Origin of the sequence: Bacillus sp. REN16, assembly GCF_020731355.1 — a bacterium.
Taxonomy (GTDB): domain Bacteria; phylum Bacillota; class Bacilli; order Bacillales; family Bacillaceae_L; genus Ferdinandcohnia.
Window position 1 is genome coordinate 122616 of sequence record NZ_JAJFZK010000011.1, and the last position, 13922, is coordinate 136537.

Consider the following 13922-nt stretch of genomic DNA (forward strand, 5'->3'; position numbering starts at 1 on the left):
TATACGAATAAACATGCAAACAGGTTTCAAACTAAGGTGGTATACTAATTCAAAAAGGAGAAAACAAATGCCTGAAATAAAAATTGTCTTCCTTGATATAGATGGAACGATTTTACGACCAGATGATACGATTGAGGATTCAACAAAAAACGCAGTTGCCCAGCTTAAGGAAAAAGGAATCGAGGTGTTTCTTGCAACTGGAAGACCGCTTCATGAAATTACGGATATTGGTGACGAGCTTTCGATAACATCCTATATTGCTTATAATGGGGCATTTGCTGTGCACCATGGGGAAACTCTTTTTAACGAACCTCTTCCACCTAGATTAGTTGAAAACCTATTAAAGACAATTCAAGAAAATAATTTTGATATTGTCCTGTACTCTAGAAATAAAAATATATTTAATAACATGGAATCCGAAATAGTTAAAGATTTCATCAAGACTTTTCATCNAATCCGAAATAGTTAAAGATTTCATCAAGACTTTTCATCTAAAAAAGAACGCACTGTATGATGACATGAAGAATGAAGCAATCTTGGGTTCGACCATTCTCACGACCAAAGAACATGCAGAGGAGAAATTTGAACATATCAAGGAAATTCATCTATCTTCTGTAAATGTGGAAGGCATGAAAAACTGTCGCGATGTCATACGCGAAAAGTTCAACAAAGGGGTTGCTGTTAAAGCAGTGTTAGCTGCGCTCCATCTCTCGCCTGAGCAAGCAGTTGCATTTGGGGATGGCATGAATGATAAAGAAATGCTGTCAGCAGTTGGTTCAGGCTTTGCAATGGGGAACGCAAATCCAGATTTATTTTCCTATGCGAAATATAAAACAACAGATGTTGAGAACTCCGGAGTATACAACGGATTAAAATCGATTGGATTGGTGGAATAATATTGTGAGTAACCTTCAATTTAAGCTAAAAATTATTGAAGCCAAGTAAATAAAATTACATAGAACAACCATACAAATAAGCCTGGGGTGAAATGAGCTTACTGGATTACCGGTAAGCTCAACTGGATACGTTATTTTAATCATCAAAACTACAAGGAGCCAATCTTTTCATACTTACCGGGTCTTGAGACAAGCTCCAATCTTACTTGCCGGATACTGTATCTTTTAGCTTACCGATACAGTCTTTATCATAAGTATCTACAAAAAACAAAATAAAAATCTGTTATTTTGTCTGCTCTATAAGGAGAACTTCATCTGTAAAATAAGCTTGTTTTGGATGAGTTGGGTTTTCAGGATATGTCATTTTGAGATATCCTAATTTAATCAAGGGTTTCAGATAATTATGACTTAAATTTTCCCTATCTTTAAGTCCTAAATGCTCCAAAATATCACTTATAGATTTTTTAAGAATACAAAAAGCAAGAACACCTTTTTGTTTTTGAGGAATTTCCAAAGAATCAATAGCATCAATTATATAGAATTCGCTTTCTTTATGATCTAACTTTAAATCATCATTTAATTCATAGCGAACCGAAGGTCCCTTCGTACCAATCTTTACAAGATATGTACCGCATAATCTTGAAAGCATTTGACTTACAGCCAACGTGTCATTAATTCCAAAAAGTAAACGGATTTGACTATTGGTTATGCTTCCATACTTTTTTGCCGCAACTAGTATTAGCTTTTCTTGATCACTTATTTCATTAAAATTTGATAACCATACTTTATCGTTTTCATTTATTAAATGTTGTTGTAATAAGGAAATTGAAAACTGGTATCTTTTAAAGTCATTATCAATTTTGGGTAAACCAAAGCCCATGTCTTTCCAACTTCGTAGTATTTTTAACAAACCTGTTCCTGCAACTTCAGCCCAACCTATAAGGCGAAATGCCTTTGCGATTATTGGGTTTCTTGGAGATGTCAAATCCCCTGAATAGAGTTCATCTACTTCCCTTATTTGAGATGTTCCCGGATTTATGAAGGAGATAGAATTTTTTAAATGTCTTATTTGTGCTATCTGTCTCTCAAAATAGTCTTGATGTATTAGTAAGTTTACTAATGCTTCACGTATAGCAACCATTACAGGGGTGTTTCCTTGTCTTTGTGTATCCTTCATATAGTATTTTAATTTTATCATTACCAATAAATAATTTGTATTGTGATAAACCCGGTTTAAGCATATAAAAGAATACCAAATTTATTAAAAATAGCATACCAAATGATTGGTACGCTATTTTTCGTCATATACCTTTTAGCTTTATAGGTTTCAACTCTCTATTTTCCTAATATACCATTTCTGTTAAAATGAGGTAATGCTACAGACCTGTCCCTCCGACCCATTTATTCGTTATGTACTGCAACTTTTTCAGTAGCTTCTTCGGTTTGCCAGCCTTTGCATACGTCGACCCATTCCTTCGCTTCGGAATATTGAAATAGTTCGTCACAGGTTAATTCGATTGCCGAATTAATGCTGCCACAAGCTGGAAACACGGTTGCAAAACGTTTCATAGACTCATCCAAATAGACATCAAGATTGTTTGCCAGTCCAAACGGGCACACACCGCCAATCACATGTCCGGTTTGCTCGACCACTTCTTCAGCAGATAGCATTCTTGCCTTAAATCCAAAGGTATGTCGGAACTTTTTATTATCAATTTTTGCATCGCCCGCAGCTACTACTAAAATCGCTGTTTCTCCTTCTCCTCGAAAGGAAAGTGGCTTTGCGATACGTTCAGGAGCAACACCGATCGTCTCGGCGGCTTGATCCACCGTTGCACTCACTGTATCAAACTCCATTACATCCTGTTCACGATTCCATTTTTTAAAATGCTCTTTTACACTCTCAAGTGACATTTTGTTCATCCTCTCTCGAAGTTTATTCTATTAATTTAGCATAAAATTTCCAAAAATCAAAAAATGTGCTCTATTTAAAAGTGGCTTGGATTTTTTCTCCAAGCCACCCACTTCTAGTATTCTGTTGTAATAATCGGTGTTCCAATCGTCACATCAATTTCATTCTCCATATTAACTCTAAGGCCTACCTGAAGATTAATTTTTTCCTGCTTTGCGGTCATTAACTCTGATTCAAAAGTTTTCGAGTAAGCAGAAACCGAAACAAATTTATCTTCGTGAAGCTGCTCTACCGCTTCCGCTTGTGCGTCTCCAATGATTTTTGCTGCAACCTCACTTAGTTGGTTTTTCTTAGAAAGCATTACACCTGAAATGGAATAAAAGGTCTTACTATCCTCGAAGGTTTCACTTACCCAATTTATCTGATCTGCGGTAAGCTTTGTGCCTTCCGCTTCATTAGTAATTGCGATTTCGTACTTATCACCAGATTTATATGCCTTTAGCTTAATCGACTCTTTAATTCCATGTTCATTCTCTTTTTGGCCTTGCCATACATAATGGCTATTTTCTTCTTCCAAAACATTTTTCCAGCTATATGCATCATGATTACCCATGAATTGTTCAATTTGATTTTTCATATCCTTCACATCATTTGCTTGTCCAACCTTGCCTCGGGATAAAGCCATCCATGTTGCAATTTCAACATCATTTTTATCAGCAAGCAGTCTTATATCTTCAAGATCATTACCTTTGGTGGCTTCATTATTCGAAAAAAATCCCGCTAGTATTCCAGCCGATAAGATTAATGCAATTGTCATCTTCATCCGTCCCTCACCTCTTTAACAAGGATAGCCAAGGTTTTTCTTATCTATACCTCAAAACTATCATTCTTGTAAATGACGGATGCCTGCCATTTCATTTCTTATTGATTTTCTTCACAAGCCCATTTCCAATTAAATAGAACGATAGAACTGTTATCGAAATTAAGAAAATCGCACTGAATGGTATGATTTTCACACCCCACATGTCGTTTAGAATTGTAGAGAGTACCACTGGCCAGGAATCCGAGGAGTTGACGATATAATTTGAACCGGACGCATCATTTTCAAATGCTACACTGATAAAAATTTTAACAATTCCAAGCTGGGCAATTAGAAACAAGGTTCGCCCTAACTCATTTGCCAAAAGGGTAATCACTTGTGACCTCATATTTGGATATAAATAGCGACGCGCTAGACTATACGGAGTGCCGCCGACAACAATACCCGCTTCATAATAAGGCTTTGCTGCTATCTCACTCACATATTTATTTAGGACATCCCCTACTCTGCCAACCTCGATTAATGCTAATACCAGAATAAACCAATAAGGTCGATGGGGTGAGTACAAAAAGAAGGGAATCCCCACAATCATTACAAGCAGGAAAATAGACGGAATATATGAAAATACTTGATGCCAAACCTTCAAAATGACTTTAAGAAACCGTGAATAAAAAGCTCCTATACCTAAAAAAGCCCCAATTAGCAGTCGAATAACCACTACACTAAAGATAATAAGAAGTGTTTCTTTCGTACCAATCACGAGCCTGCTTAATAAATCAACGCCTTGTCGGTCACTTCCCAATAGGAATTCCTCTGAGGGTGGAAACGGTGGTGTTACCATTGTCCCATCTTCAAGTTTTAGATATAAATGCTCCGTTAATTCCTCATCAATAAAAGGAAGATATGGGCCAAAAATGGCCATTAATACAATAAGACTAAAAATCAATGTTCCAATTATAAGTGATGGATTCTTCATGCTTGTTTTCCTTTCGGTGATACCAAATGACTTAATAATAGAAAGAATAGATTCGAAAACAGGATAATGAGTGTAAATGCGAGCACAAACCCCACTGCACTATTTGTATTCATATGAAAATTAGTTCCTTCAACGAAACTGCTTGGAGATGCGATTGCCTTGTAAAAATAAAATGCTGCTCCACGATAATTCGCTAGGAATTCCACAATAAATAAATTCGATAATATATATAATGTCATCGTATTGCTATTTACATTGATTTTTTGTAAGGCATTCTTCAACATATGTAACATAATCGTCTTTTTGCGTGAAACTCCTTTTGACTTGGCCGTTCTAATATAATCCTTTGTTTCCTCTTCAATAAGACTTGTAAAAGTTATATTGGCAATCAGAAATAAGGGATACATCGCCAAAAATAGAACACATACGATCACATTTTCTAGCTTTTCATGCCCGTACAAATCAATATGCGGGAATAATCCAATTTCATATAAAAACATGAGCAGAAGCTGGATTCCAATCATAAAAAAGAGATCTGGTACGGATAACATAAACCAAGTAATGCCACTTCCCACTCCGACCCTTTTATTCTTTGTAAAATAATCAAAAACCCCTTTTGTGATTCCCAGAAAGAAACCGATCAAAATAGCTGGGATAACAAGCAATAGACTTCTTCCAGAGGTTTTTAACACATGTGACTCAACTGAATCCCCATCAGAATATACTCCTAAACCATCGTTTTCCTGAAGAAATACTAAAAACTCTTTTATGTTACTAACATGTTGTTCCACACTATAGTCATATACAATTTTTTGTATATCTCCATATTTACTAGTTTCATATATGACATCACGCGGAATAAAAATAATAATCAATAGCAAAATTGTCGTGATGCACCATAATGCTAGTTGTTTACAAACTACTCTTAATAATGAAGTGTTCATAAGGCTCTCCAGTCCGTTTACAAAAATTAGAAATATAAATAAAGTCTACTAAATTACGAATAGTTTAACAACTATATCGAAATAGTTTTTCTAACTTCCAATCTAAACCCATTTGATTTCGTTTCCATTTTCCTGTACATTCTAAAGAAGATAACAAGGAGGTGTATTCTTTGAAATCAATTACAGTTTCGTTTCACAAAGAAGATGCGGTTGAAGCAATGAAAGTCGATATTCTGGAAGAAGATGATTTTAATCGAGTAACAGAAGGTGGAACACGACACCTATTTGAGCTTGACACGAATATTGGTTTTTTTGTCTTTTTCGATGGCGCAGACGCTGAAGGAAATTTACATTATCTTGCCCTTCAATATGAAGAGGAAAGTGAAGAGCCTACATACTGTTTCTCATTTGAGCTTAAGGATTTTTATGAATTTATGGCATTGTACATGAATGATCTTGAGTTCTCAGATGAGGAATCGGAAGACGAAGAGCAAGAATATGGGCCAATCCATCATCTTGCCCACCTGCTATACCATATTGTTGAAGACGCTAAACAAACTGAGTAACGTTAAGGACCACTTTCACATGTGGTCCTTTTTTCCTTTTCAAAAAGAGATATTTATGAAAAAATGGAGATATAAGTAAAAGCCAAGGTGGGTGATGACTTGTTTCTCAATATCCTTTTCACCATTATTTTCATATTGGGAGTGTATTATTTAATTCAATACAGAATGAGTATCAAAAAGGCTGTCGATCTTTCGAAAGAAGCTCTTTTCCCTCAAACGGAAGAGGAGTTCCAGGGGATTCTCATTCCGACTGAATATAAAGAAATGGAACCACTCTCTAAATCAACGAAATCGTATAAATTTGTGAAATGGGGAACCGTTATTGCTTCCGTGGTCCTTTTAGGAATACTAATGGTCATCCTCACAACTGACTTTTTAGGATCTTCCTTCTTCTCGATGGCCTATCTCTTTTTCGCAATCATAAGTGCTATTCGCCACCGTGGAAACCTGTTTTTATTGCCGAAAGGGATTATCTTGCAGGGACGATATTTTTCCTACAGCCGAGTCAGGGAATATGAAGTCGAACGAATTGTGCGTTGGCATGACTTATATGGCATCAATGACCGCATGAATTTTAGCTATCAGCTAACGATTAAGGTAAAGGGATTTTTTCCATTGGTCAATTTCGTTGTCGTGGAAAATGAAGCCCATCTTGAAAAAATCATTGAATTGCTGGAAATGAATGGTGTCATGGGTAAAAGAAAAGCGGATCCTTCTCAACAAACTGCCCCAAACATTAGAACAAAATCGTAATTCACCAGGCTAAAACCTGGTGTTTTTCTTTTTTTTCCACTCTTGTACCCTCTCCATTTAGGGATTTTGTCCAAACTACCAAGTACTGTACATGATTCAGAGTTTTTTGCTCGGGCGTGTACCGTGAGATCACTCTTTCCGGCTTGCTCACTCAACCTCTAATGAAAATACGAATAAATGTTCTATTTTTAGTTGATAATAGAATATATGTTCGTGTATAATGTAAAAAAAGGAGATGATGACATGCGCGGTATTTTACAACGTGCCTTGTATCAGCACACATCTATCGAAATCATCTATATGTCAAAAAGCGGGATTCTAACACAACGACAAATTAAAGTTTTAGAAATCCACGAAACCACAATCAAAGCCTTTTGCTTACTCAGAAATAAAAAAAGAACCTTTAAAATAGATAGCATTTTATCTGCGGCACCGAGGAAAAAAGGAGCTGTTAAATTTGCAAATTAGAACATTACAAATGCGAATGGAGCATACCGAGCAGGAAATACTTGAACAAATCGAAAAATATATCAGGAAACACCACATAGCTCCGACAATGCGCGAACTTTCAAGACTCTGTACTTCTGTGAGTTCAACGAGCACAATCAAGGCCTATCTTGACCGTCTCAAGGAAAAAGGGATTCTCCATTATGAACCTAAAACACCAAGATCCATCACCCTAAAAAAAGAACTACCCGAAGCGAAATAAGGGTAGTTCTGACATATATTCTATAGTTTTTCATCTACCTCTGACGTATCCACATCGTCGCCAAACCAATCAACTAGCTTTGCTTTTGCCTTCGCTTTCACATTGTCATCGATATGCATGGCCACTTGAAAAAGTGCAACACCTAAGGCTCCTAGATCATCGGTAAACCCGATCCCAACAGCAAGGTCCGGAATGAGGTCGACTGGAAAAATAAAATATCCTAAAGCAGCAAGAATTGTCACCCTTGCTTTTGCAGGAAGATCAGGCTTTTGAAGCACGAAGTAAAGCAAAAGTGCCGTGTATACAACGGAATGACCTGCTCTTAAAGCAAATTTTTTAAGTTTTTCCCAAAATTTATCTTCCGAATAATGCTTTTCCATTTCATCCATGTAAATCCCCCATTTTATATGTTCTACTACTATTGTACTACAGAGGCTAACAAATGAATCATGGGACTAACATGAAATTTCAACTTCCTTAGGTTATGCTACAAAACCTTTTTTAGGCCCACAGGATGTGGATCACAAAGACGAAGACATCAGGAAGTGGCGCTCTTAATCTTTGATCTAAAGCCCGAAAATTTAATTAGCTGAAGTAACTGACTTCTGCTAAATCAAATGCGCCTTGGCGTATTTGTGCCCGATTTTTTTCGAGCTTGCCTCGAAAAATTACCTTTAATAAATCGTGGCATCCGCCGGAGGCTTTAACTTTATTCAGTCCGGGTTTAGACCCACCAGTGAATTGTATACTCTTTTTGCATTCATCCCCACTTATAGAAGTAGGGAACTTCTGCTGAATAAAGTTAAAAGCTTTTTTCAAGCTCTTCTACCAATGAACCAACATAAGCAACTGCCTTTTTTATTGGCTCTGGTGTAGACATATCGACTCCGGCAAGCTTCATTAATTCAAGTGGCTTTCGTGTTCCACCCGCTTTTAATGCAGATAGCCAACGGTCCACTGCTGGCTGACCTTCCTCTTGAATCATTTGAGAGGCGGCTGTTGACGCGGTTAAACCAGCAGAGTACGTATATGGATATAAGCCCATATAATAATGCGGCTGGCGCATCCAGGTGAGTGCAGCGAGATCGTCCATTTCAACTTCCTCTCCCCAGAATGCGGAAAGCAACTCTGTTTTTTGTTCACATAAAATGTTGGCTGTAATTGGCGTGCCATTGTGAGCTAACTCATATACGCGTCGCTGTAACTCACCTTCAAGAATATGTGTGACAAAATTATGGTAGTAAGTACCTAATGATTGTAAAATAACCCAGCGTTTCATTCGATCATCATTTGATTGTGAAAGAATATGCCTGCTTAGCAGCATCTCATTCATCGTCGAAGGTGCCTCGATAAAATAGCGTGAAGGTCGTGTATTTGAGATTCGATGATTACGACCCGCTAGTACAAAGTGTCCGGCATGCCCTAATTCATGAGCAAGTGTAAATGTGTTTCGCATCGAGTTATTCCACGTCATCAAAATATACGGATGGGCGCCATACGGGCTTGAACAAAATGCACCAGATCGTTTTCCAACATTATCGGCTAGGTCAACCCAGCGGTTATGAATTCCTTCCTCCATAATTTTGATATACTCAGGGCCCATAACCTGAATAGCATCCAGGACAAGCTTTGAAGCTTCCTCATACGTTACTTCAGGGTTAAAATTCGGATCAAGTGGAGCCTTCAAATCGCTGTAATACACTTTTTCCAAGCCCAAAACGCGTTGCTTTAATTTTGCTAGGCGTCGCATATGTGGAGCTAATTCCGTTTGAATCGTATGTAACTGATTATTGTACATTTCCTTCGTAACCTGTTGTTCGTCTAACAGCATATCTGTAACAGACTCAAACCCGCGTAAACGTGCTTCAATGACTTGCTTTTTCACCTCTGTTGCCAATGTGGCGGCATATGTGTTTTTGTATTTATCGAGAGTTTCAGCAAACGCCTTAGAAGCCTTACGTCGTAATTCCGTATTCGCTGAGTCCTCATATTTCGGAAATGAGTTAAAGGTTAGCGGATGTTCGATCCCATCATCTGTCACAAACGCTGAAAACTGCATATCTGATGTTTTGCTTCTTTGATAAATCATATATGGAGAATCCATAACCTCACCAAAAGCAGCTAATACTTCTTCAGCATCCGGTGATAGCGTATGCTCTTTAGCTTCAAGAATATCGGTTAACGTTTTTTGAAATTCATCAAGACCCTGTTCTTCTTTTATATATGATCTGATCGTTTCTGCGTCCAGCGCAAGCAACTCTGATTTTATAAACGACAAGTTTGCTCTCACATTTGCCAGTAAGGATGCCGCTCGGGCGGCGTTCGCCTGATAAACGGAATTTGTTCCATCGACTGACATATGTAAATCTGCGTAGGTCATCACACGCATCACTCTTTCCAGCAATGCATCCTTTGCCACTAGGCATTCAAACAAGGTCATTGCATTTTCACCAACACGTCCCTTGTATTGTGTCACTGTTTGAAGGTCCGTTTGTACGGACGCAAGCTCCTTCTCCCATACCTCGTCTGTTTCAAATAAATCTTGTAGGTTCCATGTTTGTTCAACAGGGACCTCTGAACGCAATAATGCCATTTGAATATTCCTCCTTCTAGTGAATATTTCGTAAAACGAAATAATATAATTCTATTATAAAATAAACAAATCAAGATTAACATAAATATCCTAATTTTCTTGCAAATCTACACAAAAAAGAAGATCAAGAATAATCTCGACCTTCTCTTATCCCTATAATAACCCGACCATTTTTAAACCGTGCAAAATTCCATCTTCTTCTACGGATTTTGTTACATATTTGGCTGCTTCTTTTACCTCATCAAGTCCGTTCCCCATCGCTACACTATTGTGAACCGCGGTGAGCATTTCTAAATCATTTAATCCGTCTCCGAAAGCATATACATGCTCCTCTGGGATTCCTAACATTTCAATAAGCTTTTCAATCCCGTTTGCTTTTGAGCCGCCACTTGGAATGACGTCAACAGAAACCGGATGCCAGCGAACAAAATCAAAGTCCTTGAACTCGTTTTCGTATTGCAATTCATCCCCTTCTGGGACAAATAAAAGTGATTGGAACAATTTACGTCCTTCATAATACTTTGGATCATATGTAGGAAAACTTTTAATTTTTAAGGTAGCAATGCTTTCTGTAATAAATTCATGCTCCGGAACATTTGCCTTCATGTCTTCGTGATCCATGTAGACAATAGGGTGATTATTGGCAAGCGCTTTTTCTGTCAGCTGTACAAGGGCTTCTTCATGTAATGGATTTGTGTAAATTTCCTCACCATTTAACACAACGTATTGACCGTTGTAGCTTACATATGTTCCGATACCGAGCTCTTCACGCAAATCCTCGAACATAAATGGAGCACGGCCCGTAGCAATCGCTACTTCATGTCCAAGTTCCTTTAATTTAAAAATGGCTTCCTTCGTTGTGGCAGGTAGTTGTTTCTTATGGTTCAAGAGTGTTCCATCTATGTCAAAAAAGATCAGGCTTCGTTCCATTTTCATTCCTACTTTCTATCTCGCTTTTGTCTGAAATCATATATTACCTAAGATACCTTATTTTCACGCGTTAAACAAATAAAACAGATTTAAAAGAATACAAACAAAACAGGCAAAAAGTACTATTCTCTGGCATAAATTAGTAGTATGTTTACATCTTTTCGCATCAAGTCCCCCATAGGGCGCAAATACGTCAAGGCGCATTTGATCTTATTCATCAAGGAGAGCAGACATGAAAAAAACGTGGTTATTAGGATTTGGCTTTTTTAGCATTAGTCTTGGATGGTCTTTATATAATGGATTTGTTCCTTTTTTGCTCGACAATTATATTACTAGCACGGCACTGATTGGATTTCTAATGACCATCGATAATTATATCGCTCTCTTTTTACAGCCATATATTGGTCAGTTAAGCGACCGAACCCGGACGCGTTTCGGACGCAGGATGCCATATTTACTTATTGGCGTTCCACTTGCAGCCCTGTTTTATGCCCTTATCCCCCTTCACACTGGATTAATATCTTTGCTCATTTTCATGCTATGTATGAACTTATCAATGGCTATTTTTCGTTCCCCTACGATTGCTTTGATGCCGGACATCACACCTGAACCCCAACAAACAAAGGCAAACGGAATCATTAATTTTATGGGTGGCTGTGGAGCAATTTTTGCGTTAAGTATAGGCTCCTATTTATTTAGCGTTGACGAGACACTTCCATTTATCGCCGTTTCTATTTTCTTTTTAGTATCAGTGTGGATCGTTTTTAAAAATATTAAAGAACACCGCGATACACTCTCTTATTATGAAACAACCGTCCCTAAAATTAATTACAGGGCAGAATTAAACTCTACAACGATATATTTGTTAGCCGCTATCTTTTTTTGGTTTATTGCGATTATGGGTATGGAAGCTTTGTTTACACTATACGGAGTGAACGAATTAGGCCTTTCAAAAAGCGCCTCAGCGTTTTCGTTGGCCTTTTTTCCATTAAGTTTTGTGATTTCGGCAATTCCAAGTGGGATCTTAGGAGCGAAATTTGGGAAGAAAAATGTGATTGTCATTGGGGTTATCGGTTTAATCATTTCATTTTTACTGCTAAATTGGGTGGATTCCGTGATTTACTTGAGAGCAATCTTATTTTTGGGAGGCATCTTCTGGGCATTTGTTAACATTAACGCATACCCTTTGATTGTTTCTACTGGGAGTGAAAAAAGCTTCGGAACAAGAACTGGGCTGTATTATTTGGTTTCCTCGCTGGCAGCCATTACGTCACCTCCAACCCTTGGGTATTTAATTGACCTGTTTGGGTTTAGTGTGCTGTTTTTAGCTGCAGCTGGGAGTTTGATTGTGGCGCTGATTTTTATCAGCAGAGTTCGTGATTCATCTGAACAAATAGAGGAGTCATTGTAGAAACCCCAGTATTTTTATATGGTTATTTTTATCAAAATTTGTTAAAGTAGATGAATAGTTACCCCGGTAACTATTTTTTTATTTCTAATAAAGTAAGGGGATTTTCAACTTGGATAAACAAAAACTATGGACGAAGGATTTTATTATTGTTTCCTCCATCAATTTTTTCTTAACCTTTATCTTTTATTTATTGGTTGTCATCATGGCTGTTTATGCAGTTGATGAATATGGTGCATCCACAAGTCAGGCTGGGCTTGTAACTGGAATCTTTATTGTAGGAACGCTAATCGGCCGCCTATTTATCGGACGTTATATTGATCTAATTGGTCGTAAAAAAACATTATTTATCGGTTTGGTTTTATTCCTCATTACGACCTGCTTATACTTCGTACATGCCGGAATCACTTTCCTTCTAATAAATCGCTTCATTCATGGTATCACACTTGGCATCGCCAGCACTGCGACTGGTACAATTGTTGCTCAAATCATTCCGCCTAAACGCAGAGGTGAAGGAATTGGTTATTTTAGTATGAGTGCAACCTTGGCAACGGCAATTGGTCCATTTATCGGGCTATTTATGTCCCAGCATACGAGCTACTAGGTAATCTTCGGTCTCTGTCTTGTGATTGGCGTTATCGGCCTGCTCACTTCATTCATTTTATATGTACCGCCAATCGAAATACAAACAAGTCAAATTCAAGAAAAAACTGGCTTTTCGTTTGCAAACTATGTGGAACCGAAGGCACTTCCAATTGCGCTTGTTACATTTGCGGTTTCACTTTGTTATGCAAGTGTTCTTTCATTCATCAATTTTTATGCAATTGAGATTGATTTAGTAACTGCAGCAAGCCTTTTCTTCCTTGTCTATTCAATTGCTGTTCTCATTTCACGCCCTTTCACTGGACGCTTGATGGATATAAAAGGGGCAAACTATGTCATGTATCCAGCCTTTTTTATACTTGCGATTGGAATGTTTCTTTTAAGTACTGCTCATAACAGTGTCACACTTCTTGTATCAGGTGCCCTTATCGGGCTTGGATTCGGGAATATGCAGTCATGTACCCAGGCAGTAGCGATTAAGTTAACTCCAGCACACCGTATGGGACTTGCGACTTCGACCTTTTACATTTTTTTAGATGCTGGGCTTGGGTTTGGTCCTTTTCTATTAGGTTTTCTTGTTCCGTTAACCGGGTACAGCAAGCTGTATTCCATTTTAAGTATCGTAGCATTAGCAAGTATTATTCTTTACTTTTTCATGCACGGGAAGAAAGAGTCTTCTAGTCGAAAAAATCAAACAATACCATTATCAATGTAATAAAGAAGCCTTGCCCACGAGTTTGTCGGGTGGACTAACCTAAAATAGTGAGACAATATAAAACACCTCCAAAATGGCAATACTTGAGATAAGTATT

16 protein-coding genes and 1 pseudogene are annotated in these 13922 nt (G+C 37.7%); 8 read left to right on the forward strand and 9 right to left on the reverse strand.

Going from position 1 to position 13922, the window contains the following annotated elements; translation table 11 throughout:
• The first annotated feature begins 67 nt into the window (after positions 1-67).
• On the forward strand, positions 68-469 hold the full coding sequence (locus LKW28_RS23030; protein ID WP_267498034.1) for an HAD-IIB family hydrolase: 402 nt from the start codon (positions 68-70) through the stop codon (positions 467-469).
• Positions 470-518: 49 nt separating this feature from the next.
• Complete coding sequence (locus LKW28_RS23035; RefSeq protein WP_267498035.1) at positions 519-896, forward strand: HAD hydrolase family protein; 378 nt, start codon at positions 519-521, stop codon at positions 894-896.
• A 283-nt stretch (positions 897-1179) separates the two neighbouring features.
• Here the strand turns inward: LKW28_RS23035 and LKW28_RS16595 are convergent, their stop codons facing one another.
• The 5 genes from LKW28_RS16595 to LKW28_RS16615 all read right to left on the reverse strand — a co-directional run bounded on the left by LKW28_RS16595 (position 1180) and on the right by LKW28_RS16615 (position 5548).
• Positions 1180-2037 (reverse strand): Fic family protein, encoded by an 858-nt coding sequence (locus tag LKW28_RS16595; protein ID WP_229141475.1) that lies wholly within the window; start codon positions 2035-2037, stop codon positions 1180-1182.
• A gap of 260 nt (positions 2038-2297) precedes the next feature.
• Complete coding sequence (locus tag LKW28_RS16600; protein ID WP_229141476.1) at positions 2298-2810, reverse strand: YbaK/EbsC family protein; 513 nt, start codon at positions 2808-2810, stop codon at positions 2298-2300.
• 113 nt (positions 2811-2923) lie between these two features.
• Positions 2924-3631, reverse strand: coding sequence for a YwmB family TATA-box binding protein (locus tag LKW28_RS16605; RefSeq protein WP_229141478.1), 708 nt, complete (start codon positions 3629-3631; stop codon positions 2924-2926).
• 91 nt (positions 3632-3722) lie between these two features.
• Positions 3723-4604 (reverse strand): ABC transporter permease subunit, encoded by an 882-nt coding sequence (locus LKW28_RS16610; protein ID WP_229141479.1) that lies wholly within the window; start codon positions 4602-4604, stop codon positions 3723-3725.
• Positions 4601-5548, reverse strand: a complete 948-nt coding sequence (locus LKW28_RS16615) for an ABC transporter permease subunit (protein WP_229141481.1) — start codon at positions 5546-5548, stop codon at positions 4601-4603. The genes LKW28_RS16610 and LKW28_RS16615 overlap by 4 nt, the downstream gene beginning before the upstream one ends.
• 170 nt (positions 5549-5718) lie before the next feature.
• On the opposite strand from LKW28_RS16615, the gene LKW28_RS16620 reads away from it, so the two are divergent.
• The 4 genes from LKW28_RS16620 (at position 5719) to LKW28_RS16635 (ending at position 7576) form a co-directional block, all read left to right on the forward strand.
• On the forward strand, positions 5719-6114 hold the full coding sequence (locus LKW28_RS16620) for a cytosolic protein (protein WP_229141482.1): 396 nt from the start codon (positions 5719-5721) through the stop codon (positions 6112-6114).
• A 99-nt stretch (positions 6115-6213) separates the two neighbouring features.
• Positions 6214-6867: a hypothetical protein gene (locus LKW28_RS16625; RefSeq protein WP_229141484.1), complete on the forward strand. Its 654-nt coding sequence runs from the start codon at positions 6214-6216 to the stop codon at positions 6865-6867.
• Positions 6868-7110: 243 nt separating this feature from the next.
• Positions 7111-7335, forward strand: coding sequence for a hypothetical protein (locus tag LKW28_RS16630; protein WP_229141486.1), 225 nt, complete (start codon positions 7111-7113; stop codon positions 7333-7335).
• A complete protein-coding gene (locus tag LKW28_RS16635) occupies positions 7325-7576 on the forward strand; it encodes a LexA family protein (RefSeq protein ID WP_229141487.1) in 252 nt (83 codons plus the stop codon). Before LKW28_RS16630 ends, LKW28_RS16635 begins: the two co-directional genes overlap by 11 nt.
• Positions 7577-7596: 20 nt before the next feature.
• Here the strand turns inward: LKW28_RS16635 and LKW28_RS16640 are convergent, their stop codons facing one another.
• The 4 genes from LKW28_RS16640 to LKW28_RS16655 all read right to left on the reverse strand — a co-directional run bounded on the left by LKW28_RS16640 (position 7597) and on the right by LKW28_RS16655 (position 11099).
• Complete coding sequence (locus tag LKW28_RS16640) at positions 7597-7965, reverse strand: YkvA family protein (protein WP_420708896.1); 369 nt, start codon at positions 7963-7965, stop codon at positions 7597-7599.
• A 196-nt stretch (positions 7966-8161) separates the two neighbouring features.
• A complete protein-coding gene (locus LKW28_RS16645; RefSeq protein WP_229141488.1) occupies positions 8162-8395 on the reverse strand; it encodes a hypothetical protein in 234 nt (77 codons plus the stop codon).
• Entirely contained in the window at positions 8379-10169 is a 1791-nt protein-coding gene (pepF, locus tag LKW28_RS16650; RefSeq protein WP_229141490.1) for an oligoendopeptidase F, read from the reverse strand. The genes LKW28_RS16645 and pepF overlap by 17 nt, the downstream gene beginning before the upstream one ends.
• A gap of 153 nt (positions 10170-10322) precedes the next feature.
• Positions 10323-11099: a Cof-type HAD-IIB family hydrolase gene (locus tag LKW28_RS16655; RefSeq protein WP_420708897.1), complete on the reverse strand. Its 777-nt coding sequence runs from the start codon at positions 11097-11099 to the stop codon at positions 10323-10325.
• Between the two features lie 232 nt (positions 11100-11331).
• Between LKW28_RS16655 and LKW28_RS16660 the strand changes: the two genes are divergently transcribed.
• Positions 11332-12510, forward strand: a complete 1179-nt coding sequence (locus LKW28_RS16660; RefSeq protein ID WP_229141492.1) for an MFS transporter — start codon at positions 11332-11334, stop codon at positions 12508-12510.
• Between the two features lie 109 nt (positions 12511-12619).
• Positions 12620-13825, forward strand: a pseudogene (locus LKW28_RS16665) (MFS transporter).
• Positions 13826-13922: the final 97 nt, after the last annotated feature.

What these genes read in the sequence shown, in the direction of transcription:
- LKW28_RS23035 (WP_267498035.1), top strand. Translation starts at nt 519, where the DNA reads ATGAAGAATGAAGCAATCTTGGGTTCGACCATTCTCACGACCAAAGAA.
- LKW28_RS16595 (WP_229141475.1), bottom strand. Translation starts at nt 2,037, where the DNA reads ATGGTTGCTATACGTGAAGCATTAGTAAACTTACTAATACATCAAGAC.
- LKW28_RS16600 (WP_229141476.1), bottom strand. Translation starts at nt 2,810, where the DNA reads ATGTCACTTGAGAGTGTAAAAGAGCATTTTAAAAAATGGAATCGTGAA.
- LKW28_RS16605 (WP_229141478.1), bottom strand. Translation starts at nt 3,631, where the DNA reads ATGAAGATGACAATTGCATTAATCTTATCGGCTGGAATACTAGCGGGA.
- LKW28_RS16610 (WP_229141479.1), bottom strand. Translation starts at nt 4,604, where the DNA reads ATGAAGAATCCATCACTTATAATTGGAACATTGATTTTTAGTCTTATT.
- LKW28_RS16615 (WP_229141481.1), bottom strand. Translation starts at nt 5,548, where the DNA reads ATGAACACTTCATTATTAAGAGTAGTTTGTAAACAACTAGCATTATGG.
- LKW28_RS16630 (WP_229141486.1), top strand. Translation starts at nt 7,111, where the DNA reads ATGCGCGGTATTTTACAACGTGCCTTGTATCAGCACACATCTATCGAA.
- LKW28_RS16640 (WP_420708896.1), bottom strand. Translation starts at nt 7,965, where the DNA reads ATGGATGAAATGGAAAAGCATTATTCGGAAGATAAATTTTGGGAAAAA.
- pepF (WP_229141490.1), bottom strand. Translation starts at nt 10,169, where the DNA reads ATGGCATTATTGCGTTCAGAGGTCCCTGTTGAACAAACATGGAACCTA.
- LKW28_RS16655 (WP_420708897.1), bottom strand. Translation starts at nt 11,099, where the DNA reads ATGGAACGAAGCCTGATCTTTTTTGACATAGATGGAACACTCTTGAAC.
- LKW28_RS16660 (WP_229141492.1), top strand. Translation starts at nt 11,332, where the DNA reads ATGAAAAAAACGTGGTTATTAGGATTTGGCTTTTTTAGCATTAGTCTT.